The organism is Haladaptatus marinus, assembly GCF_051194195.1.
The window spans coordinates 317,114-340,841 of record NZ_JBLZNK010000001.1 but is presented as its reverse complement, the minus strand read 5'-3'; the positions used below and the strand labels follow the sequence as shown (position 1 = coordinate 340,841).

Below are 23,728 nucleotides of genomic sequence, written 5' to 3'. Positions count from 1 at the left end.
AAGGTTGATACGGTCGCTCCTGATATGTGAAAGCATGCCAAACTTTCGACCGCGACGGAACGGATGGGCGACGGTCAGCCTCGGGCTCTCCGTGGCGTTCGCCGTCGTCGCATTCGCCTACTTCTCATTCGCGGGGGCCCCGTTGCGCGGCGGGGTATTTGGACTCCTCATCTTATTGGCTGGCGGATGGGAGTATCGACGGAAACTGCAGGATACCAATGTCGCCGAGTCGTACGAGGCGGAAGCGGAAGCACAGCAGCGCAAGAATCGACGATAGTCGATTTCCAATGCGTTGGCGCGTTCAAACAACGGTGAACCCGGTCGTCTTCCGGTGGTTTCATACCCTGTGGATTGATATCTCTTCGCATGACCGAGAGCGACGAGCCGATAGCAGCGATGGAATGGTTGCTCGACCGCTTCGAGGACGATGACGACGTCGCGTACGCTGAGGTGGGAGCTGTCTCGCAGGCAAAAACAGACCTCGTCGTGACCGAAGACGGTCCACGAGACGAACTTGCGTTCGACGAGACGGGCGTCTGGTGTCGCGTCTTCACCGACGGCGCTGCCGACTATCGGTACACGACGACTTTAAACGAGGAGGTGTTAGCCGACATAGCGGACAGAGCGGTCCGCGGCGGCGAATTTCTGGCACAGGCTGATGCTGCCCGATTCGACCAGTTCACCACCCACAGAGCTGTCCACGGTGGGTGGGCAACGGATCGAATCGACAAGGTATCGCTAGAAACGAAGCGTTCGACCATTGAAGCGAGTCTCACGGCGGCGGCGGATATTGATCTCGAACGACAGTGGGTCAACTACACCGACGCCCACATCGAGGAGACGGCGGCGACGACGACTGGAAGCACCGTTCGAACGACGCTGGATCGCGCGAGCGCGGCATTCACCCTCGCGATCCGAGACGGACCGACGATTCGACGCCACACCGGGTCCACTCGGGGCGCGACATTTCTCGACGAACTCCCAGACATATTCGAGTCCGCAGCCGCTGACGCACGGACATTGACGCGAGCGGCGAGGGCCAACGCGCCAACCGGCGAGACGACCGTCGTTCTGAGTCCGCAGGCGGCTGGGCAGTTGTTCGCGTTCGTCTCGCGGTACCTTGAAGCCGACATGGTTGAGATGGGGTTAAGCCCGTACGACATCGGTGACGAACTCGGTCCAAAGTCGCTATGTATAGAGGATACCGTTCACGCCGGGTCATGGGCCGCCGCCGGCTACGACGCCGAACTCCGACCGACGACACCGGTGCAACTGGTCGAGAGCGGAACCGTGACGCGACACCTCCACAACACCGCCACCGGAGCCGAAGCAGGCGTGTCCCCCACCGGGAACGCTGTCCGCAGTCTCGGCTTCGGGCAGGCACCGCGAATCCACGCCCGCCATTTAGAGGTCGCACCCGGCGACACCAGCCGGACGGCCCTCCGCGACGGGGCCGACGTACTCATCCAGAGATTCGACGAACCGTGGCTTCGCGACGAGTTTGAACGCGTCCAGCGGTCGGGCGTCATGCCCGCTAGTGCCCTCTACGCGAGAGATATCAACCGGAAGGTCGGTGACCGACCCGACCGAGGCTGCGCCGAGTTCCCTGTCGCAGAGGGCTACCGACTTCGGAACGGCGAACGCGCCGGTCGCACCGAAAGTCTGTCGCTAGCGTACGACCCCTTGACACTCCACAAGGTGACCGCCATCGGAGATGTTCGCGGCACCGTCACAGGTGTCGACGAGAAACACAAATCACAGATTCCGTATACGGTGACTGCGCCCGGCGTTCGCCTCCGGACTAGACTTCGCACTCGGAAGTAAGCCACGGAGAGGAGTCAGAAGGAGGCTGCAGACCCACTGTCGGTGACGATACGTAGCGAACAGAGCTTCCCCAGGAAACGCTTCCACACGACGAACGTGTCGGCAACAGAATTCCCGATGGATTTACGATCCACCTCTACGGAATTCTCGACTATCAGGATTGCCAGCGTCTCCGATAACCAACGAGAGAGGCGTCAACTAACCGACTGACTAACGAAAATGACCAACTCACGATTAGCTATGTTTCACAGGGATACTGTAGAACGGCGGAGAGCTCGTTTCGCTACGCGACAGCGAATCGATCACGAAAGATGGATTGCTCCCATCGCATCGAGCCGATTACCCAGTCCGCATATTGAACCGCAACACGTGCCGGAGACATCGACTTACACAGATCGTCACCAGAAATACCCATGAAACTCGGAACTGCAGAGTCAACGCCCGGTGAGGTTTCTACGGGCTACCTGTCTGTCACTGATTTGCCGACGGGGCAGCCCGAACATATTCCCGTCGTCGTCGTCGAAGGGAAAGAATCTGGGCCGACAGTATGGGTGACCGGAACGATCCACGGCGATGAACCGACTGGAATGGAAGCAATACACGAGTTTGTAGCCCGAATTCGGGACGAACCGCTCAAGGGAACCGTCGTCTGTGTTCCGGTGATGAACCCGTCTGGACTCCGGACGAATGCTCGAACCTCGTACTATCACGGCGACGACCCGAACCGATACTTCGGCTTCGAGCGCAAAGACGCCGAGACGCCACCGAGCGTTCAGCAGTTGATCTGCAAGCGGCTGTACGAGAAGATCAACGTGAGCGCAGATATGGTCATCTCACTTCATACGTCTTGGATCGCGACGTACCCGTACACGATTCGACCGCGAGTGAACTACGGGGAGAATCGAGAGAAAGCCGAAGCCGTCGAGTTACGCGACTGTATCACCGAACTCGCCGACGCGTTCGGCCTCCCTGTGGTCAACCAATTCAGTCATGAGGCGACCGAGCGACGGTCGCTCGAGCACACGTTGACCGGGGCAGCCGCCGCAGACGGGATTCCGGCATTCACTCCGGAACTTGGCGGTCGATTTGTCGTGGAACAGGACGTCTGTGAAGCGGCCATCGTCGGCTTGTACAACGTGCTCCACGCCTCCGGGATGGTCGCCGAATCGGCGTCGTTCCCGATGGAGTTCGAGCTGCCTGCCGAGAACAATCTCAAACGGCTTGTCCACCCGCACACGGACACCGCTGGAATCGTTCAATACAGGGTACGAGAGGGGGAGTCAGTCCAATCGGGACAGACAGTCGCGGATATTGTCACTCCCCACGGAGAGACGAAGACACGAGTGAACGCAGAACACTCGGGGTACGTCCTCAGCCGTTACGAGGGCGTGGCAGTCTACGAAAACGATCCACTCCTCGATATGGCCGTACCAGACGACGAACCGCTGCTACAGGAGCGCTGAGACTAACCGCTGTCGTGAACAACCGCGGGGTCAAACCCCGCGGCGTTTGCCGGTTCCCCAAATTCGGATGCACACGCCCTGCACCCGCACGTCTTCCACCGCGGGCGTCCGAGCGGATACGAAGGGAGGGGTCGGGCGGTTCACACACCTCACTGTCGCCCATTACCTGAATTGCAGGCGCTAAGGCCCTTCCTCAACGCGCGAAGCGCGTAGGACGGGGTAGTTCACAGTCCGCAGGGGACATCTTGAGAGAACAGACGATAACGCGTACGCGAGTCACCCCCGCAGTCAAGCCACCGGGCACTCTCGCTGTAATCCTGTATAGGCGACCAGTAAGTTTGGGCGGCGACCTGCGAGCGATGCGAGAGGAATCGGTCAGTCGTCCGCCGGTGCCGACTCGGTGTCGTCGTTCGCGGTGACTTCGCCCTCTCGATGTTCGCCTGCCAACTCCTCGTAGGGGTCGTACCCCTCGGCGCTTTCGTAGAGATGGCAGGCGATGGCTTGCTCTCCGTCGACGTCCGACTTCTGTTCCAACGGCGGGACGACTTTGTCGCAGACGTCGCCGATGTACTTTGGACAGCGATCCTTAAACCGACAGCCAGTCGGAATGTCGATAACATCACCTACTTCGCCCTGTAGTTCGACTCGCTCACGTCCCACGTCCGGGTCGGGAACGGGAACCGCATTAATGAGCGCCTGTGTATAGGGATGTTGAGGATTCTCGATTACCTGGTCCGTCGGCCCCTTCTCGACGATTTTTCCCATGTACATGATGGCGAGGCGATCACACATATGCCGGAGCAACGAGAGGTCGTGACTGATGTAGACGACCGAAAGTCCGAACTCGTCGGTCATCCGATCCAGCAGCGACAGAACTCCGGCTCGAAGACTAACGTCTAGCATCGACACCGGTTCGTCTGCGACGATAAAATCGGGATCAAGCACGAGTGCACGCGCGATGGCGACGCGTTGGCGTTGACCCCCGGACAACTCGTGGGGGTACTGATCGAAGTACTGCTCGGCCGGAAGGAGTTCTGCGAACTCCAGGGCGCGCTGAACCCGTGCAGTCTCGTTGCGAATGTCGTGGATTCGAAGCGGTTCGGCCACGATGTCGTACACCGTCATCCGTGGATTCAGGCTCTCGAACGGATCCTGAAATATCATCTGCGCGTTCTGCCGGAACTCTTGGAGTTCGGCGTCGCTGGCCTTCGAAAGCTCCTTGTCGTTGTAGACGATGTCGCCGTCGGTCGGGTCATGAAGCTTTACCAGCGACATTCCCGTTGTGGTCTTGCCGCAGCCGGACTCTCCTGCCAGTCCGAGAGTTTCGCCCGCGTGAAGGTCGAAGCTGACGCCGTCGACGGCGTGGACGTACTCCGGTTCTCCACCGGAGACCGACTGCATCAGACTTGCTATCCATCCCTGATCGACCTTGAAGTGTTTCTTGAGATCGTCGACTTCTAAGAGTACGTCGCTCATCTTAGTCACCTCCGACGTCTTGGGCTGCAGCAGTCTGGTTCCACGTTCTTGCGTCGTCGGCGTACGGCCGCAGTTCCGAATCGATCTCGTCGGCGTAGTGGCAGTATGACCGCAGGCCGTTGATGTGCTGTGCTTCGGGTTCCTCCTCGCGGCACCGGTCGGTCGCCATCGGACATCGCTCGGCGAATCGACAGCCCTGAGGTGGATTTACCAGTTCGGGCGGATACCCCGCTATGGATAGCAAGTCTTGGTCGCTCATACGGATGTTCGGGAACGCCCGTTTCAAGCCGATCGTGTAGGGGTGGTACGGTTGTTCAAATATCTCTTCGACCGGTCCCTCTTCCGCTACTTTCCCGGCATACATCACGAGGACACGATCGCATGTCTCAGCAACGACACTCACGTCGTGGGTGATGACCAGCATTGAGGAGTTGATCTCCTGTTGAATCGAGCTGATGCGTTTGAGGATCTGATCCTGCATGATGACATCGAGCGCTGTGGTCGGCTCATCGGCCAACATCAGCGACGGTTCGAGCACGAGCGCCATCGCGATCATGGCGCGCTGCCGCATTCCGCCGGAGAACTGATGGGGATAATCGTCGGCTCGATCCGGGTCCAATCCGACGAGTTCGAACATCTCGGTCACCAGCTTGTCGGCCTCAACGCGGCCCGTGCCTGGTCGATGAGTCTCAACGGCCTCGACGATCTGCTCACGGATGGTGTACACTGGGTCCAACGAATTCATCGCCGACTGAGCGATCATCGATATCTCCTCCCATTTTAAGCGACGCCGTTCGGGGCCAGTCATTTCGGTGATATCGTCACCCTTGAAATCAATGCTACCGTGGTTGACGTATCCAGCGTCGGGGAGGATGCCGATTATTGCCTTCGCGAGTGTGGTCTTACCGCAACCCGACTCGCCGACGATGCCGAGGTTTTCGCCCTCTTCGAGTTCAAATGATACGCCGTCGACCGCCTGTGCGGGACCGTCTTCGGTTTCGTAGTAAACTTCGAGGTCTTTGACTTTGAGTAGACTCATTGTAGCTTGGGGTTAGTTATTTCTTCGTAGCCGCGGCCGATGAGGAAGCCGCTAATCACGAGTAGCCCGATGCAGATGCCCGGCGGTACGAACCACCACCACGCACCGAACTGAAGTGCCGAGTACGCTCGGGATGCCTGGAGCATCGTACCCCACGAGACGGTGTTCGGATCGCCGAGGCCGATGAACGAGACACCCGCCTCGGCCAGGATGGCCCATGCGATGCCGAACGACCCGTACAGGAATGTTAGTGGCAGGACATTGGGGGCAAGATGCCGACTGATGATGTACCAGTCGCCCGCACCGGCGACCTCCGCGGCCTTCACGAACGGCCGCTCGCGGAGTGAGAGGGCTTGCGACCGGATGACGCGAGCAGTCGAACGCCACTGAAGGATTATCAGCGCGAGAATGATGTTCCAAAGATTCGGGCCTAGCACCGCGACGAGGACGATAACGGTTGGCAACAACGGCATTCCGTACAGAAAGTCGACCAGCCGCATTAGCGCGTCGTCGACTTTTCCGCCATAATACCCTGCGATAAGGCCAACGAGTGTCCCAATGCCGGCGGTGAACACCGCTGCGATGAGCCCGACCATCAGCGCCGCACGCGTACCGTAAATGAGTTGGCTGAAGATGTCGAACCCTTCTGCGGTCGTCCCGAGGATGTAGGAGTTGTCGGCGCCGAGAAGCGATGGTTTCGCCCACTTCTCGATGATTATCCCGGCGTCACTCTGATACTGGCGTTTAAGCGGCTGATGGGTCGCAATGTACGGCGCAAAAATTGCAATGAGTACGAACGCTGCCACGGTTATCAGCGAGAGCTTGACCGAGAGTTCGCTGGTCAATTTTCCCCAGTGGTCGCGAAGCGTCTCACGCCAGAGACGGGCTGTCCGTTGCCACTTGTTGACTTCCTCATCTGACGAGCTGTCGTCGAGGTCAGCGAAGATCGACCGACTTGTCTGTTGTTCTTGTGCCATTGTCCTAATCGTAAGTTACCCGCGGGTCGAGATATCCGTACGCCAAATCGGCGATGAAGTTCAGGGTGATGATGGTTGTAGCGAGAACCATGAACGTTCCCTGCGCGACGGGAAAGTCCCGCCGGAGCACTGCTCGCACCATCTCCCGACCGAGACCGGGCCACGCGAACACTGTCTCGATGAGGACGCTCCCGCCGACGGCGTAGCCAAGGGCGATGGCCGCCGCCGTGACGATGGGTAATAGCGCGTTCCGTGCGGCATGTTTGAACATTATCGTCCGCTCTTTCAGTCCTTTCGCACGGCAGACGTCGATGAAGTCCTCCGAGAGTACTTCGAGCATGCTGGACCGCATGATGAGCAGTGGATAGCCCATGAAGTAGAAGCCCAGCACCAGTGCTGGAGCGAGGAGGTGATGCAGGAAGTCTAGGGAGAACACCATCTCCCAGAATCCTGTGCTTTGGGTTCCGAGACTGGTCATACCGCTCATCGGGATGACGCCAAGGTTCGCACCGAAAATCCACAGGACGATAAGTCCGACGTAGAATGTGGGAACGCTCCGAGCGGTCAGCGCGACGATGACTGCATTTTTCTCGAACCGAGAGCCACGGTACCAGCCCGATAATACACCAAGCGTGATACCGATAACATACGCCGAGATGAACGCCGTCAGCATGAGCAAGAGCGTGTTTGGCAGGTAGGTCGCAATGACGTCCGTAACTGGTTGGTTCGAGTGAAACGATTGGCCGAAATCCAGCATCAGCAAGTTCTCAAGGAACTTGATGTACTGAATGTGCAGCGGTTGATCGAGGCCGTAGCTTGCAATAATCTTTTGACGCGCTTCCTGTGTCATTTGCGCGGAAACCACGTACGACGTCGGATCCCCTGGCATGAGCCGAAATAGGCCGAATAGTACTGTTCCGACTGCCCAGAGTGTCACGACAAGTTGGAGTGTGCGTCTGATAACAAAGCTCGCTTTTCCCATATTATTGTATTGTATTTCTTACAGCTTATTTTCGTGAAATTCTGCACCGAAGTTGGCTTGTCCGGCTCAGTTGTCGCTCGACGCTTGAAGCATATCGTTGTTATCCCACGTGTAACCGGCCTCCTTGAGTCGTTTTCGGGCAGCTTCTTTGCTCTCTTTGTACTTGGTCACGTCATCGGTGTGGAGTTCACCGAACGCCGACGAGACGACATTGCTGCCAGAGTCCGGGAAATCGAACAGAATCTGTTTGACGATGGGGGTCCGAGGGATGGCCTCGACGAGCGCCTTCCGCAACTGCACGTCGTCGAGACCCTGTTTACGCTCGTTCGGCGTGAACATCCAGAACGTTGGCGCGGTTTGGAACGTCGTGCCGATGTTCTTGTGATTCTGGTTCTGGTCGAGACTTCGGTCGATACGGCCGAACGGCTCGTAGTTGAGGTCGCCGTTCTTGAGATTCTGCCATACTGTCGACGCTTCGGGGATAACGCGCCAGAACCGTTTATTGAAGGAGACAGGAGCGAAGTGTTTGTTGAACTTTTTCATCCCGAACTCGCTGCCCTTTTCCCAGTAGTCGAACATCATCGGACCGCTACCGACTGGTTTCTGGATGTTGGCCTTACTCGGGTTTTTCCTGTCGGCCCATTTGTGCTCGGGGATAATGGGGATGAGGTTCGCAACTGCGAGGTTGAACGGTCCCAGCGGTTGGGACATATTGATCCGAACCGTTGACTCATCGACAGCTTTGGCATTCTTGAGATACTCTACCTGCGTCGAGTACAACGGTACCTCGTTCTCGACGATGTAGTTGTACGTGAACGCGACGTCCTTGGCGGTGAGGTCCTTGCCATCGTGCCACGAGTGGTCAGTGCGGATGGTGTATTCCATCGTGGTGTCATTGACCCGGTTCCAGTCCGTAGCGAGGCTGACCTTGGGGTCTGGTTCGGCTTTGTTGTTGAGCTGAACCAGGAAGTCGTACATCATATTGAACTGGTAGACGTGCTTGCTCTCGTCGTTGTGACCGAGCACGTTCATCGTCGAGAGCGTCTCGGGCCAGTAGCCCTTGAGGGTGTCCTCACCGCCCTTCATCTCCAGATTTATCATCGTCCAGTAGGAGTTGAACCCGTTCGCGAGGTCTGCTTGCCAGTTGCCCACCTGGTTTTTGTTATAGATGGCCGCCTGCGGCATTTGCGTGATTGGCATCGTCGGCACTTCATCCATCAGTGTCTTCTGTATCTGGTGGGCCAGGTCGACTCGCTTGTCGGAGTTCGGTTCGGCCAGGTAGTTCTTCATTTTCTTGTCGAGATCAGGGTTCTTGTAGCCGGAGTAGTTACCCTGCCCTGGGCCGGTATTATTAGAGTTGAAAAGGTTGTTCAACTCCGTTACTGGTTCTGAGACGAAAAAAGTGTGCCATGTTGCGAAACTATAATCGTACTCCTCGGATACGCGGCTGTATAAGGTACCCCATTCGAGCACGTCGACGTTCATTTTTAGTCCAAGATCGGTGAACTGTTTCGCGATGAGATTTATCGCGTCATGTCGTGGTGGGTTGTAGCTTTGAGAGTTGTTGACATAGGTGTAGGCCGAGAGGCCTTTGCCTGCACTCGCATTCTTATTCCCGGAGTCGTCGGACCCATTCTCGTTATTGCCTTGGTTGTTACTAGAACAGCCTGCTAAGGTCGTCATACCTGCGACACCACCTGCAGTCACTGCTTTTAGAAATTTCCGACGACCCTCGTGGGTGCTATTCTCTGGCATGGATTAGATATTCTATATTCTATCCTTAAATATCTTTCTAAAAGCTTTACTATTTGGACAACGGAGGGGAGCATATGTGGACATATTAACAGTAATTGTTATATTTACAGAAATATTCTCCAAATTTTCTGTAGATCGTATCCATTTTCCGCAAGAAACAAGAAGGGTAGTATGTAACGATATCACACCCCACTCCGATGGCAATACTACCGGATGAAGTCATGGGGAGGGCTACCGAAATACTATTGGGTGGGAACTCCTGGCCGAGTTAGAGGATTTGAACGATCGGATGCCAGGACACGAGGGCAAACGATTAGGTGCGGTACGCGTGGCCGAGACGTTCAAAGTGGTCGGACTTGAGAATGTCTCGTTGAACGCATTCCCCCATTCCTGTATGGTGGCGGGGTGACGCGAGCCTCACCGTTATGCACGGCGACAAGGAACAGACATTCGCTCAGTCGCACGAACTTGTCGAATTGCCAGGAACGCCACCGGGCGAGGAAACAGGTAAAATATTTGATATGGGGTGCAGTTTTCCCGAGGATTTTGAGGACGTGGATCTCACGAACAATATCGTACTAGCGTCCAGTCTCACACCCGACGACCACGGACGGGGGATCCACCGGTCGGAGAAGTACCACTACGCCGAATCCGGTGCCACTGCGTTCATCTTCTACAACTACACCGAGGGTGCGCTTCCGCCGACCGGAAACATTGGAAGCGTGTCATCACCGGAAACGTACCATCAAGCGTTGTTTACAGGGTCGTTATGGGGATTGCAGGCGCTAAAACCTCGCCATTTAGGGGGAGGAGGATACACCGCTATCTTTGGTACTAAACGCTAAAATCGAAAGAGTTGCGTGCCCTCACTGCGTATCTGAATTTGTCAATTCAATGGTTTCCCATCGAATTTGACTGTCCGAAAACTGGCAGTTGACTTGGTGTTTGCCGCATCAAATAAGTAAGTCTTCAGACACCCAACCGACGTTAAACAATCAGGTACCTTTGAGTCTTTTACGGGATAGAAGTAATGGTGGCGTGGCACTCCCGTCGGCGTGTCGGGTCGTAAACGTAAGTTCCCAGACCAGCGTAATCGGGCGTGGAAAGCTCCGTGCTTTAGCACGGGGAGGATGTCACTGACGCCACGTCTCCTCGAACATCGTGTTGCCCTCGAGTTCAACCCGGGTCTCAAGCTGACAGAGATCGTTAGAAATGTAGTTACTGGCAACAATCTCGAACTCACCGAAATCAGCCGCAATTTCTATTGTCATTTTGTTCTGAGCAGCTGCGGTTGATGGATCGTCTGCCATAACCGATGCCTCAAAAGTTGCTTCTCGGAAAAGTCGACCGTGTGGGAGATCAACGTCCAACGAGTGGCGTTTGGACGTCTGAACACAATTAGAGACCCGCTCACGACTAGTGGTCCACGAGGAACTGCCATTCGCATGTTCGGCGCTTGTCGGTACTCTCTCATCGGGTGGTGCCATATCTACCGAGTCGTCGAAATCTACACTATTCATTTGACAGCCAGGGAACCTCACAGTAGAAGGATCAGCAGATGTGGAACGAACAATAAACGACCCCTGTTGTGGAGTCGGAAGAGCGACGGGGAAGTAAGACGAGCCGACGGCAACACGGATCGAATGCCCTTCCTCGAAGACATGAGACTTGGGTTCGAACGGAATGGTTAAATCGTATTCAATTCCGGGTTCCATTTCATTAGGGGTGTCGAGGCCTTTTCGGTATTTGCCCCGAATTGCACCATGGGAAACGAGTGTGCCACGAGAATTCGGAGACACATCGATGAGTCGAACGACAATAGTTGGGTCGGGAACGCTGGATTCGAGTCGGAGCGTCACTTCCCCAGTACCGGTGAACTCGATCGGACTATCAAGGGGATCTGTCTCGAAAGTTAACGACCGTACGTCGTCATCGTTCGTTGCTGGCGGTTCGAACGATACTCCGTAAGGATCGATCGAGGAAGGTCCGACAGTAGGATCAAACGTGTACTCGGCATCAACTTCACCGGTCTTGAATTCACTCGGCGATGAGAGTCCCGTTGATGTGAGTTCGAATGTCACAGGATCATCTGTCTCGTGATAAATCGTCTCGCCGTCGGTTGGCGGATCCGTTGCATCTTCAGTAGATACTGTCGGCCACGTCTTCCGTCCGCGCCATTGACCAGTCGAAGACCCGCCACTGTCGAGCTCGGTCCAGTAAGAAATGGTCGGTTCGTCCATCACTCCGTTTTCTTCATCACGCAGGAAGCGGTCGAACCAGTCAAGTGCCTGCCGACGGAAGTTGATAGCACTCTCACGGCCGCGATGAGGCATCTGATGACGCCATGGGCCGAGTAGAAGTCGCTTCGGTGCATCGATGGCCTCGAAGTACTCCAGTGTATCCTGTGTGTACGGATCACGCCAACCACCGACAGCCAGCGTCGGGGTTTCGATACGCTCGACGGGAATATTCTTGTCCTCCCAGTACGATTCATGGGGATCATTGTCAATGAATTGGAACAGCCATGGCCTTCGATCGCGTGACCGTTTTAATCGCTTCTGCCAACGATTGAGCCGCTCACCATCTGCATCACGGATACTCGCTGGTTTTGCTTCGAGAGCCTGCATCAATGTTAGCCAGTCCATCCCAATGGTGAGAAACTCGAACAGACCGCCGTAGGAGTATGCGTTCCGCCATCCCTGATAGGGGGTATGAATGGGGACTATCGCGTCTAAGGCGTCCGGCTGCTGGGCTGCGGCATCCAGGGCTGTGATACCACCGTAGGATTTCCCGAAGAGACCGATCCGACCAGTAGTCCAGGGCTGTTCAGCGAGCCACTCAACGATGGCAGCGGGTTCGGTTCCTTCACGTCGGGTGAATGGTTCGTGGATAAACCCGCTCGAACTACCTGTCCCGAGCATATCAGCGACGACGACCTCGTAGCCGTGTTTGGCAAAATATAGGCACAGAGGATCGTAAGCACCGTAGGTGATGAGATCGTCCTGGTGGTACGGTACATACATCAACAAAGCTGGTGAGGGCGTATCGCTGCCGAGCGGTTCATATCTGGACGCTGCAACGGTTTCTGACTCTACGGGGATTTCAAGAGCCATGTGGCGTCGAATATCGCCAAGTGGGTCGTGGGAAGTCATGATGGGATCGAAATGATAGTTACTTTCATCAATTCACATGTTCTTGCAGGGTCAGTTTTGACTCACCCACACGTCCTCGAATAGCATGTAAGCAGTCGGGTAGACGTCGAAGTTGTTGATTCGAGAGCGGAACGCGTGGTTGACGTTGTTCCAGACCAGGAACGGCTTGGGCATATTACCAGTAATGATCTTCTGAGCTGTTGCGTAGCCCTTTTTTCGCTTTTCTTGTCTTGGGTTTTTGAGTTTTCCATGGCTTTGTCGGCTTTCTCGTTAGAGGATGTTCTACTCATTGTACTCCGAACTTGGATGGCCGTCGTTATCAATACCTCCCCCCCTCCCCAAATCCTACCCTGAGTGAAAATTTGAGGGCTTCGTACTGGGCACGCTTTGCAACTCGCTTGGTGAACGTCAGATAGGACAGGACGTTTTTATTGGACATGTTAGCTCCACGAGGCACGCAGTGTGCCCCGCACCCTTCAGGGGCGAAAAACTCTCCTCGCCACTACTAAAAGTGAATATTAAAAATAAGAAATGGTATACTAAAGTAGGTTCATAATATTTCCACATATAGTTAATGACTATATATATACAATAAATATGGCACTGTCTAGATAAGGAAAACCAAGCGATAGCGGTACGATTGACAGAGTTTTATGCACTGTTCGTAAGTAACTGATTCTTGGGGTTTAGATCGACTGCACCGTGAGAAGACTGAATTCGATTGCTTCACCGAAAACCTAGGCATGATGAGACGAAGAGATTCGTTAGCCACTCACGGTAGAGCCGTTGAAACGCCACTCTACAACAGAATCGCGTAACTAGACAGTGCCATAAATATCTATATGATTTTCATCTGGGAAACCAACTCAAAACCCAGTACCAACAGTCGAGCCAATCAGCTGAAGTTCTTGATACTGCGGTCTATACCGCAGTTGAACAAATCTTCGATACTGCAATCGAAGAAGATGTAGATTTCTTATTCGTTACTGATGATTTACACAATGGAGATTCGCGATGCGTTCGAGCTTTTCCGTCGCATCGAAATCACCGAGCGATCCACCCACTGCCCATCCGGAATGAACCGCTCGATGAACCGTTCCACGGTCGTAGCATGCCGGGGAACGCTGGTCGAGCACAGTTGCTGACCGTATTGACCGTTCGATGAGGTCATCCAGATGGTCGGTTTCGAGCGAGGAAGAAAATCGGTAGTCTACACTACCATCTGCGCACAGTCGCCACCAAACGCCGATCTGTGAGAGATCGATCGTAGATCGTACGTCCGTCGGAATCACCGACCCATCGGTGCTTTCCCTGCCGACACAACCGACTTCAGCGTAGGCGACACGCTCCTCGGATTCGAGTTGCGACAGCACCCACTCCGCGGTGTCGATACCCTGCGCCAGTCGTTCCATGCCGTCCGTTCGTCCGGAGGCGGTAAAATTTGTTCCGCAAATGCGCGGATTTCTCCCATCCAAACCTACATTGCACCCCCACGCATCTGTGTTCCCTACCACGGACAATGAACACATTACCCACGACAATCGTTGGCGATGCGTACACGAGTTCGCATCACTGGAATCTTCTCTGTGACCTCGTCGATTTGGACAACCGAATGGCCGGACAACAGGGCGAAGTCGAAGGCGCGGCATTGGTGAAAGACGCGTTCGAGGAACACGGTTTCCGAGATGCCTCGATAACCGAGTTCGAAATCCCCGGTTGGTGGCGGGAGTCGAGTTCGCTATCCGTCGAACACGACCGTACCCACGAGTTCGATGCACAGCACGAGACGGTCGCACTTCCGGGGACGCCGAGCGGCGACGTGAGCGCCGAACTAGTCGATGTCGGCGATGGATTGCCCGAGGATTTCGAGGAGTGCGACGTGGAAGGAAAAATCGTGATGGCGTCTAGTCTCACGCCGGACGAATACGGCCGCTGGATTCACCGTGCAGAAAAATATGGAGCAGCGGTTCGCGGGGGCGCGATCGGGTTCCTCTTTCGGAACCATCTGGACGGCAACCTTCCGCCGACGGGAAGCATCGGTAACGAAGACGGGCCGGGTGACATCCCCGCCGTCGGCGTCTCGAAGGAGGTCGGCCATCGATTAGTTCGCTACTGCGAGAACGGCAATACGACCGCGCGACTGACCGTCGATTGCCGAAACAAACCGACGAACTCCAGAAACATCGAGGCGGTGGTCGGACCGGACACGGACGAAGAAGTGCTCGTGACTGCCCACGTCGATGCCCACGATGTGGGCGAAGGCGCGAACGACAACGGGGTCGGCACCGTCCTCGTCGCCGAAATCGGACGCTTACTCACGGAAATGGAAGACGAACTGGACACGACGGTTCGCTGTCTCGTTTTCGGCGCGGAGGAGGTCGGACTGTACGGGGCGTACCACTGGGCCGAAACGCACGACCTCGATTCGGTGAAATGTATCTTCAACATGGACGGTGCGGGCTACTCCCGAACCGCCGACGTGTACACACACGGATTCGAGGCAATCGGTGAAGCGTTCGAAGAAGTTCGTGACGAGTTCGACGTCCCAGTCGAAATCAACACGGGCATCCGTCCGCACAGCGACCACTGGCCATTCGTTCAGAAAGGTGTCGCGGGTGCGCAAGCGCGCTCCATCGCCGACGGCAGCGGTCGCGGATGGGGCCACACCCACGGCGACACCCTCGACAAACTCGACCGCCGTGACCTCCGTGACCTCGCCGTCGTCTTCACTGCGGGAGTCGTCAAACTCGCGGAGAGTGACCGCGAGATTTCACCGAAGTCGGTCGCCGAAATCCGCGATGCGACCGTCGAACAGGGATTCGAGGAGGGGATGCGAAACTCTGGTGGGTGGCCGTTCGAGGATATGGAAAGAATCGATGCGACCGCAGGAGCGACAGCGGAGGGTGACCGATGACCGTTCGTCTCGATTACGACGCGTACGACCTCGGGGGGATGACGTAGGAAGACGCCGAGGAGGCGATTTCGGATGCCGACTTTATCGTGCTTCCGACCGGCAGCGTCGAACAACACTCCATTCACCTCCCGGTGACGGTCGATACGCTTCGGGCGGAAGCCCTGTCGCGCGAACTGGTCGAATCCGCCACGGAACACGACCTGTCGATGGTTCGACTGCCGACGCTGCCGTATGGCTATTCGGAACATCACATGAACTACGTCGGGACGATTACGCTGTCAGGTGAGACGTATCAGCGCGTCATCATGGAAATAGCACAGTCGATGGCGGAACACGGCGCGAAACGACTCGTCCTGCTCAACTGCCACGGCGGCAACCGCCCGCCGATGAAACTCGCTGGCGACCGCATCCAGCGCGACTACGGCGTGAAAACGTTTTTCGTCCACTGGACGGATTTCGCCCGCGAGAGACTGGAAGAGCGATTCGGAGAGGACTGGGGTCACGCAGGCGACCATGAGACGAGTGTCATCGAGCTATTCTACCCCGACCTCGTGAAATCCGACAAAAAGGAACCACAGACCCGAAAAGCGAGATTCAAAGCCCGACAGTACACGTATTACGATAACATCACGGAACAGGGTGGACGTGGCGACCCGACACAATCCGACCCCGAGTTTTTGGCGGAAATCGTCGAGGAGACGACCGGAAAAATCCTCACGGCACTGAAACAAGATATGGAACAAGAGTAACGAAGACTGGTCGGGTTTTTCAAACCAACCAGTCCGATTTCACGGGGACTATTCCATGTTCCACCGAACGGCCCGTTTGGCTCCGGATTCGGTGTACGACAACTGCACCGCCACACCGAACGAAGAAACTGCCTTCTTCGGCACTTCGAATGCGACTGAGGTGGATGCTGACCCGCCTGCGTTTACCGATGACGACGCGAACTGTTGCCATTTCTCGGCAGCTGGCTTTGTCACATCGTACTGCTCGTCGTTCGCCTGTACCGACACCGTCGTTCCATCGGGAAGCGATTGCGACGACTGTGCGGTGTTTTTCGCCTTGAACGTTAGGAAAAGGAATGTCTTTCCGTCGCCGGATTTTGTCGTCGTTCCGTCGTGTTCATACGAATTGGACGTGTCGGCCTCGGTGACGGCGACTTCGAGACCGTCAGCAACGGTCACGAACGCTCCGAAGGCGGCAGTTCGAGTCTCGGTCGTCGTGGATGAATCGGACGTGGTAGTCTCGCTCGCCGTTTCGGATGTCGTCGATTCGGCCGCCGTGGTTTCTCCCGCTTCCGTCGTTCCCGTCATCTCGTCCGTTGGCGTCGTGGTCGATTGATCCGTTCCGGTCGTCGTCGAACCGGTGTCGTCTCCACTGGAGGAACATCCCGCAAGAAAGACTGCGCCTACCGTGCTTCCGATAAATGTGCGACGTTTCATAGCATCTCGGCGGTTTCTGTGTGAGGTATATTTTACTATTGGCCGCAAAAATACCATTCGCTAGCGGAGATATTACAAAAATAATGCTAAAAACCAATCTGATTTTGACTACAATCAGGCGACCGAGATGATGACCTCGTCCGTGCTCATCGCGCCTTTGTCGTCGGTGACCTGAAGCGTAACTCGATAGCTTCCACAGTCGGACACCGTTAGCTCGGTGGATTTTCCATCGGCTTCGAACGAACCGTCACCGTCGAGATCCCACATGTATTCCACGATTTCTCCGTCACTGTCCTCGGATGCGGAGGCATCCAACGTGACCGTGTCACCCCGCTCGAGCGACCCGTCGCCGACGCTCGGGGACGTTTGGATTCGTGCGACTGGTGGCTGGTTTTCCTCGTCGCCGGTTCCGCCATCCTCGTCATCGTTTCCGTCCTCACCATCATCTCCGTCGTCGCTCCCGTCGTCTCCGCCGCCTGACGTGGTGAGCAGTTCCTCTTCGACGAGCTGTTGAACGAGTTTGGAGTGCCACTGTACTCGCTTGTCGAGTTCCGTATCCTTGGATGTCACCTCCGCGAGGAACGCGACGGCGTCCGTGTCACGCGCGGCTTTGTGAGCGAGCAGTCCGGACGGTTCGTTCGAGGACGAGGAGAACGCGCCGATCGAGAATTCGTAGTCGTCGCGCGCGACGTAGTTTTCGTTCAGGTAATCGGCAGCTTTCTTCGCGTCGGTAGATGCGGGTTCGTCCCACGACGTGAAGATTACCTGTCCGACACCGCCGACCAGATCCCCATCGAAGATACCGACCGACTCGTGAAGGTCAATAACTACATCTGGTTCGTACTCCTCCACGACACCCCAAATGCTACGGGCGAGTTCCGTTGTCGGTTCTTCGCCGACGGGGAATTTTCGATTCAGGTCACCTTCACCGCTCGCAGTGCGTGCGTCTGCCGCGACGGCTTCGGCGTTCGCCTTCGGAATCGTCACTAGCGTCCCGCGATTGATATCCCATTGAGCGATATCTTCACCAGCCACGTATCCCGCCTCCTCGTTGCCGTGCATCCCGCCAACGACCAACGCCGTCGGGCCGGATTCGCTTGCCGTCGTTACGTACACCTCGGTTGCGTCGTCGGTTCCGCTCATGAGCGTGAACGAATCGCGCGCGAGGTCGGTTTCGCTCTCACCACTCGTCTGTGCTACGCCGAGTCCAAGAAGTCCTGTGCATCCAACAGCAGTTAGGAACGTGCGCCGTGTCGTAGTCATCGTTGCTCAATCGAGCATCAAAACCGAGGGATATATTTTTTTGGATTTGTTCAAAAATAGGTTGGGATTCTGGATAATTATACAAACATGTTGGAGAATAAACTTTCTATACATACATTACTACATTATTTTATAACGACACCATTCTAATACATCCGTCATATAATGTTTCGTATTAATCAGTTAATTGTCAGCCCCCCGCGAATTGAACGGTCATCTCGAATCGAACCCGTCGAATGACCCGAAACGAAATTCCTCCAATCAGTGGAGATTCGTGTCTCGAAAAATAGAACTCAAAACCGAAATCGTTTCGACAGCTTACCAGGCGGCCCTTCAAAAGCAACCCGATGAGTATGGCCGGTCGGAAGTCGTCGATGCAACCCTAATTGTCCCGCCGTCTTTCGTGCCAAGTCTCACCGACGAGAGCTCAGTTTTTCGGAACTGCGGGAGTCGCAGAAACCTCGAATCTCGCGCCGTCGGATTCACCGTCCGCCACCGTGATAGACCACCGCCGCGGTCGGTTCCGGTGTGGTACGCAAAGAGCGGAACACCCGCTTCAAAAGTGACGATTCCGTGCCCGTCCGCGTCCAAGAGGAGCGAGTCCTGTGGTTCGAAGACGGCGTATTCAGTCAGCTCACGCTCCAAAACGGCTGTGAGCGCCGTCGCGGGGTCGCTGACGACGCGGGAACGAACGAGGTCACCGCGTGGCTGGTTCATGGTGAATCGGGGATGACCGCACTCCGAAAGCGCTCTGCAACGTCCGAAGATTCGTCCGGCCGAACGTTGAGAGTCGCGGTGGCGTCTCGGTACGCTCGTGCCGCCGGGCTTTCGGGCGCGTGTGCGAGAAGCGGTTTTCCGGCCTGCCGTGCGGCGCGCGCCGCGTCTTCGTCGGGAACTTCGGCGAGCGTCGGGCCGTCGAAGTAGCGTTCGCTTTTTTCGACAATCGCGGCGACGTTCTCGTCGTCGTGTACCTTGTTGAACAGCACGCCCGCGGTTCCGGTACCGTACGACCGAGCGTACTCTTGAACCTTGAGGCCGTCGCTCAGCGACGGAATCGTCGGTTGGAGCACGACGACGATTCGGTCGGCGAGTACGATGGGTGAAATCGCACTCTTGCTCCCGAGGGCAGCGGGCGAGTCCAGTAGTAGAACGTCGGTGTCAGCGGCGAGTTCCGCGACGACATCCTACAATCGGTCAGGGTCGGCACGCTCGAACGCGGAGAGACTCGTTCCACAGGGGACGACGCGCATCCCGAACTGCTCGTAAACGGCGTCTTCGACCGTTACATCGCTCTCTTCGATGAGGAGGTCGTCGAGCGTCGTCTCCACGTCGGTAAGCCCCGCGTGAAACAGGAGATTTGCCATCCCCGTATCGGCATCCACGACCGTGACATCGTACTGCTCTGCTAGCGCCATCCCGAGGGAAAGCGTACTCGTGGTCTTTCCAGTCCCACCTTTGCCGCTTGCAACTGCAAACGCCTCGACCATTGTTCCATACTCCTGTCGTCATTCGTTAAAAATCATGCAATTCGATGGCGAGGAAAAACTGGCACCTCCGAGACGGATGGAAACGAGGGAGTGGAGGGGTAAAGTGCATTGACCGTATGAAAAACGAACGACACACCGCTGGTCAGCGGGGAAGAAAGCGGGACATTTCGGGGTTATTCGGTAAGCGATAGGGTAGGGATGCACGCCGATACGACCGACGGCGACGCGAGTGGGATGTCGCAGTGTGCATCGATGTGCTCTTACACTGGTTGAGTGGCGGTGACCAGTTGGAGAGTTGTGCGATTGAATCGGTCGTTCGTGTGTCTCTCGTGCACCCCACTCTTTTATGCAATTTCCACTATCTAAAATTTTACTTACTAGATGAGCGTATGTTAAGTTGTTTTGTGTCGAGACGAAATCCGATACAGTTTTGAGACAAACATGTAATAGCATACCAGATGAGTCCTCCACAGAGCGACCTCGCCACGCCGCCGCTCGCGCGAGTATTTCGTCTATCCCGCGCGCGCGTGAAATTCCTCGCAGTACTCGCGGACAACCCCAATGAGAGTTTCAGCGCCACCAAACTGGCAGAACACGCTGGAACCGCGACCAGCACGTGGACGAACCATCGTGACGAGTTGCTCGAACTCGAACCGGTGGACGAAATCGACACGAACGGAACGTATCCGGAGTGTTCGCTCGCCTCGACGGCATACGCACAACTTCTTCGTCGACTGTCGGAAGACATCAACGCGGTACTGTACGAACTCAACGACCCGCTCTCAGACGCAATCGGCGGTTTTGCCCAGTGAGAGCGGCTAAAACGAATCAATACTATTTTTTAATTATTTACTATAATTAATTTTTGTTTTGTATTATTAAAAAAATTATAAGAAAGGAGAGCCACATGTATTAGTTGCAATGTCGCAAAACAATGCAGTTGGAGAGTACTTGGCACAGCACCCACGAATGATCGGCGTCCTGTTCACGCTCAGCGCGTTGCTGATGCAGGTGGGAAGTGTTCTGGCAGACAACGGCGCGAATAGCGGCCCGTAATTATTCGATATCAGACGAGCACAGTTCGTTGCTCCAATAAATTTGGTCTCTTACTTCGACTGGACCGGTTTCATTAGAAAGGCCGTAATCGAGTTCTTTTGCGGTTAGAGTTACCGTCGTCAATGGTGCCGAAGAAATATGGCGTTTATTTGACCATTTTTGGTGGAGATTCACATGCGTTCCGAAACCATGAATGTCAGTCGGATACGTGCTGACTTCAACCTCGAATCGGTCGTCTCCGACTCGTTCGACCTTTAGATGATGCGGAACGCCACTCTCACTTTGAACGAGTGACAACCCACCGTCACCGAGCACCGTGTACTGGTAGCCGTATATCGAATGGCGTCGGGCAATCGACAGCGCCGCGCGAAGTGGGAATCCACAGTTCAGGAGTCGAGCCAAGGTTTTTCCGAGTTCGGTCGCCGACGGATTGCCGACCGGCGAGAGCGTAGCGACGCCGCCGCGGCTCCCCTTCTTGACCAATTCGTACCCCTGCTGGTAGGACTCACAGGCGTTCAAAAGGAACGCCGTCACGCCGACATCCGAAAGCGACCGGGCATCGAGTGACCCGTCGGCACACAGGAACCCGCGGTCGTCGATGTGACCGATGTAGTGAACGAAATCCGAATTTGTGGCGAGCAGTTCCCTGAGTTCGTCGCACGAGAGGTCGTAATGGCCAGTTACGTCGAAATCGAGGAGTTCACGCGTCCCGTAGAACTCCTGTACCACGTCCTCGTCCTGCATCTTATCGTCGTTACAGACGACGTGGATATCGATGGTGTCCGAGGACGGAATCCGGTCGACTCGTCTGCGGAGTGCGGATACGTCGAGTTTGTTGACTTTGAGCGGGAATCCCGGCCCGGCCCACGCCTGCTCGATGACGTTTTCCATCGACTCAACCTGAAACACATCGCGGTCGTCCACCGCGTTCCAACCGCTCGACCCGCGAACCAACACACCCGACGGTGGCGCGCGGAAAAACTCGCTCTGTGCATCCGACATCGGTTTGACCGATTTCGGTTTCGGACTGTCCGGAATCCGAACGAGCGCGAGGTTGTCCGCGAGATACGGGATATATTCCGTGTTTTCGACCGTCGGCGTGAGGTCGACCCCGAGTCGCCAGTTCGGAATATGTGGTTCGAGCGTTTCGAACGGTACCGACAGATGGGTCGCCAGACGTTCCGTCAACGACGCATCGTACAGTGACGAAAAGTCGAGGTCGACTAGCGGTTCGACCTGCCGACGCTCGTGCAAATCGACTTTGTAGTAACCTTCCGTCCGAGTGAGACAGTCGAGGAAGAACGTCTGCCGAAGGACGCGATTGACCGCGTCCTCGTACCCTACGGCGCTGTTGAACTCGTACTCGAAATCGCCTGCGACAAGCCGCGGGCTACTCCCCGGAACGACATCCGCACCAAGGTAGTACGCGAGCGACGCCAGCGGATAGACGTGCGCTCGATCCAGCGGGGTGACCAGTTCGACATCCGTATCCGGCGAGCGAATTCCGTCCGGTGCCGAAAATTCGTCGCCTCGTTCGATGAATGGGGGATGCCCGCGAAGAGTCGGAAACGACCGTTCAGAACTCATCGTCTTCAACGCCGAACCGGAGAGCGACATCGCACGCATCAGGTCGTGGATGTCGTCGGTGACCGTTACCGTGCCTGCCGGACGGTCATGATAGGAACGTGCACCCAATCGAACGGTCGTTTCCGAGCCGAAATCGAGGCGAACTCCGGCATCCTTCTGTCGAAGTTCGAAGGCGCTTTCGACCGCGAGATACAGCTTCATCGGCGCCGTACTCAGTTCGATGAGGTAGCGGCCGGATTCGACAGTTCGGTTACTTCCGTCGGAGGTTTCGGCAACCATTCGACCGTCCTGCGTCCGAATCGTTATTGGGAGGAGTTTCGGCACTTCGAGCGATGCTGTATCGATGGTGACGGCAGCGTCGACCGGAAAGTAAAACGACTCGGTCGAAATCGCCGTCGGCTGGACTGAGCCGGACGTTACCAACGCGAATCGGACGTTCTCGACCGGATCATAAATATCGAGACCGTCTCGGTCGGGATGCCGCCGAAACTCCATATCAGAGATGTGTGTGTCTGTTATGATAATTCTACCCAGTGGGTTGTCTCACCAAGATCGGGAACGTGCCAGCGCTGTTCTGCCAACCCGGGTCGCTTGCGGAGTTCGATGCGTGCATCGAACAGCGGAGATAGTTCCTCGACCAGGGGGTCGTCATCGGGAACGCGCACGTGGTAGTGTGCCATTCCTCGTACGCCACGGACGATTGCAGTGAGACCGCGAAGGAACTGAGTGAGTGAAACGAGGTCATCTCCTCCGGAGAGGACTTCGACCGAGTCGATACCGAGTCTGAGTTCAGCAGGGGCGAACCCATCGTTCCGGTCGTCGTAGTAACTGATCGCGGAAATCAGTTCCGAACGAAACGTTTCCCTGTCGAGTTCTAATGCGGCCTCGTTCGCACTGTCACTCATCGACGCCCGGTATTCCGTTCGCCGGTCGAAGACACGGGTTTTTGGGGTATCCAGTCCGACCGGAAGGTGAGAGACGGCATCGAGCGTCGTAGGATTCGTGAGCGCGAGAACGCGCGTCCGTCGCCCCTGCCCAAAGAGCGTTCGACTGAACGCAGCACTCGTCTCCTTCGGCACGTCTCCGGTAACGAGGAGGTTGCTTCCGCTCGTTTTCAACCCTGCGAGCCACTCGGTGAATCGCACGTCCTGTGTCGCCGAACCCTCGTCCGTCTGGCTTCGAAACTCGAGACGAGAAGTCATTAGTAAGATGAATGTTCCTCTATAAAATAAGGGTTCGGGATACAGATTCACCGGCCGAATCGACCCGACCGTTCCCGGCGAACCGTATAAGTCGCTCGGGGGCGTC

19 protein-coding genes and 3 pseudogenes are annotated in these 23,728 nt (G+C 56.0%); 8 read left to right on the top strand and 14 right to left on the bottom strand.

From position 1 onward, the window contains the following. The first annotated feature begins 34 nt into the window (after positions 1-34). The 3 genes from ACN2TU_RS01785 to ACN2TU_RS01775 all read left to right on the top strand — a co-directional run bounded on the left by ACN2TU_RS01785 (position 35) and on the right by ACN2TU_RS01775 (position 3,287). On the top strand, positions 35-277 hold the full coding sequence (locus ACN2TU_RS01785; protein WP_435152299.1) for a hypothetical protein: 243 nt from the start codon (positions 35-37) through the stop codon (positions 275-277). Positions 278-366: 89 nt separating this feature from the next. After that, complete coding sequence (locus ACN2TU_RS01780) at positions 367-1,824, top strand: metallopeptidase TldD-related protein (protein WP_435152296.1); 1,458 nt, start codon at positions 367-369, stop codon at positions 1,822-1,824. A 413-nt stretch (positions 1,825-2,237) separates the two neighbouring features. Further along, the gene (locus tag ACN2TU_RS01775) at positions 2,238-3,287 is read left to right on the top strand and encodes a succinylglutamate desuccinylase/aspartoacylase family protein (protein WP_435152293.1); all 1,050 of its coding nucleotides are present in this window, start codon (positions 2,238-2,240) and stop codon (positions 3,285-3,287) included. A gap of 375 nt (positions 3,288-3,662) precedes the next feature. Here ACN2TU_RS01775 and ACN2TU_RS01770 read toward each other — a convergent pair whose 3' ends face one another. From ACN2TU_RS01770 to ACN2TU_RS01750, 5 genes are all read right to left on the bottom strand, one after another. Further along, positions 3,663-4,763: an ABC transporter ATP-binding protein gene (locus ACN2TU_RS01770; RefSeq protein ID WP_435152290.1), complete on the bottom strand. Its 1,101-nt coding sequence runs from the start codon at positions 4,761-4,763 to the stop codon at positions 3,663-3,665. A gap of 1 nt (position 4,764) precedes the next feature. Next, positions 4,765-5,802 (bottom strand): ABC transporter ATP-binding protein, encoded by a 1,038-nt coding sequence (locus ACN2TU_RS01765; RefSeq protein WP_435152288.1) that lies wholly within the window; start codon positions 5,800-5,802, stop codon positions 4,765-4,767. After that, entirely contained in the window at positions 5,799-6,779 is a 981-nt protein-coding gene (locus tag ACN2TU_RS01760; RefSeq protein WP_435152285.1) for an ABC transporter permease, read from the bottom strand. The genes ACN2TU_RS01765 and ACN2TU_RS01760 overlap by 4 nt, the downstream gene beginning before the upstream one ends. A gap of 4 nt (positions 6,780-6,783) precedes the next feature. Further along, the gene (locus ACN2TU_RS01755; protein ID WP_435152282.1) at positions 6,784-7,761 is read right to left on the bottom strand and encodes an ABC transporter permease; all 978 of its coding nucleotides are present in this window, start codon (positions 7,759-7,761) and stop codon (positions 6,784-6,786) included. Between the two features lie 66 nt (positions 7,762-7,827). Next, positions 7,828-9,516 carry an ABC transporter substrate-binding protein gene (locus ACN2TU_RS01750; RefSeq protein WP_435152279.1) on the bottom strand — a complete coding sequence of 563 codons (1,689 nt, stop codon included), beginning with the start codon at positions 9,514-9,516 and terminating at the stop codon, positions 7,828-7,830. Positions 9,517-9,941: 425 nt separating this feature from the next. Between ACN2TU_RS01750 and ACN2TU_RS01745 the strand changes: the two genes are divergently transcribed. After that, positions 9,942-10,361, top strand: a complete 420-nt coding sequence (locus tag ACN2TU_RS01745; RefSeq protein WP_435152276.1) for a protease-associated domain-containing protein — start codon at positions 9,942-9,944, stop codon at positions 10,359-10,361. Between the two features lie 288 nt (positions 10,362-10,649). On the opposite strand, the gene ACN2TU_RS01740 is transcribed toward ACN2TU_RS01745, so the two are convergent. The 3 genes from ACN2TU_RS01740 to ACN2TU_RS01730 all read right to left on the bottom strand — a co-directional run bounded on the left by ACN2TU_RS01740 (position 10,650) and on the right by ACN2TU_RS01730 (position 14,080). Then, the gene (locus ACN2TU_RS01740) at positions 10,650-12,629 is read right to left on the bottom strand and encodes a CocE/NonD family hydrolase (RefSeq protein ID WP_435152274.1); all 1,980 of its coding nucleotides are present in this window, start codon (positions 12,627-12,629) and stop codon (positions 10,650-10,652) included. A 90-nt stretch (positions 12,630-12,719) separates the two neighbouring features. Further along, positions 12,720-12,842 (bottom strand): hypothetical protein, encoded by a 123-nt coding sequence (locus tag ACN2TU_RS01735; RefSeq protein WP_435152271.1) that lies wholly within the window; start codon positions 12,840-12,842, stop codon positions 12,720-12,722. 809 nt (positions 12,843-13,651) lie between these two features. Further along, positions 13,652-14,080 (bottom strand): hypothetical protein, encoded by a 429-nt coding sequence (locus ACN2TU_RS01730; RefSeq protein WP_435152268.1) that lies wholly within the window; start codon positions 14,078-14,080, stop codon positions 13,652-13,654. A gap of 107 nt (positions 14,081-14,187) precedes the next feature. On the opposite strand from ACN2TU_RS01730, the gene ACN2TU_RS01725 reads away from it, so the two are divergent. Together ACN2TU_RS01725 and ACN2TU_RS01720 are read left to right on the top strand one after the other, a co-directional pair. Beyond that, the gene (locus tag ACN2TU_RS01725; protein WP_435152265.1) at positions 14,188-15,582 is read left to right on the top strand and encodes a M28 family peptidase; all 1,395 of its coding nucleotides are present in this window, start codon (positions 14,188-14,190) and stop codon (positions 15,580-15,582) included. Between the two features lie 47 nt (positions 15,583-15,629). Continuing rightward, positions 15,630-16,331, top strand: a pseudogene (locus ACN2TU_RS01720) (creatininase family protein); the annotation flags it as partial. A gap of 48 nt (positions 16,332-16,379) precedes the next feature. Here the strand turns inward: ACN2TU_RS01720 and ACN2TU_RS01715 are convergent. The 4 genes and pseudogenes from ACN2TU_RS01715 to ACN2TU_RS01700 form a co-directional block, all read right to left on the bottom strand. Further along, positions 16,380-17,027 carry a DUF4352 domain-containing protein gene (locus ACN2TU_RS01715; RefSeq protein ID WP_435152262.1) on the bottom strand — a complete coding sequence of 216 codons (648 nt, stop codon included), beginning with the start codon at positions 17,025-17,027 and terminating at the stop codon, positions 16,380-16,382. 114 nt (positions 17,028-17,141) lie between these two features. After that, a complete protein-coding gene (locus ACN2TU_RS01710; RefSeq protein WP_435152260.1) occupies positions 17,142-18,290 on the bottom strand; it encodes a PKD domain-containing protein in 1,149 nt (382 codons plus the stop codon). Positions 18,291-18,797: 507 nt separating this feature from the next. Beyond that, a pseudogene (locus tag ACN2TU_RS01705) lies at positions 18,798-19,007 on the bottom strand (DUF8054 family protein); the annotation flags it as partial. Then, positions 19,004-19,777, bottom strand: a pseudogene (locus tag ACN2TU_RS01700) (nucleotide-binding protein). The pseudogenes ACN2TU_RS01705 and ACN2TU_RS01700, both read right to left, overlap by 4 nt. 458 nt (positions 19,778-20,235) lie before the next feature. Here ACN2TU_RS01700 and ACN2TU_RS01695 point away from each other — a divergent pair. Next, positions 20,236-20,589, top strand: coding sequence for a histidine kinase (locus ACN2TU_RS01695; RefSeq protein WP_435152257.1), 354 nt, complete (start codon positions 20,236-20,238; stop codon positions 20,587-20,589). A gap of 109 nt (positions 20,590-20,698) precedes the next feature. Further along, positions 20,699-20,833 carry a DUF7503 family protein gene (locus tag ACN2TU_RS01690; RefSeq protein WP_435152254.1) on the top strand — a complete coding sequence of 45 codons (135 nt, stop codon included), beginning with the start codon at positions 20,699-20,701 and terminating at the stop codon, positions 20,831-20,833. Here ACN2TU_RS01690 and ACN2TU_RS01685 read toward each other — a convergent pair whose 3' ends face one another. Continuing rightward, the gene (locus ACN2TU_RS01685) at positions 20,834-22,915 is read right to left on the bottom strand and encodes a CHAT domain-containing protein (protein ID WP_435152251.1); all 2,082 of its coding nucleotides are present in this window, start codon (positions 22,913-22,915) and stop codon (positions 20,834-20,836) included. Between the two features lie 20 nt (positions 22,916-22,935). Further along, on the bottom strand, positions 22,936-23,622 hold the full coding sequence (locus tag ACN2TU_RS01680; RefSeq protein ID WP_435152248.1) for a DUF7504 family protein: 687 nt from the start codon (positions 23,620-23,622) through the stop codon (positions 22,936-22,938). Positions 23,623-23,728: the final 106 nt, after the last annotated feature.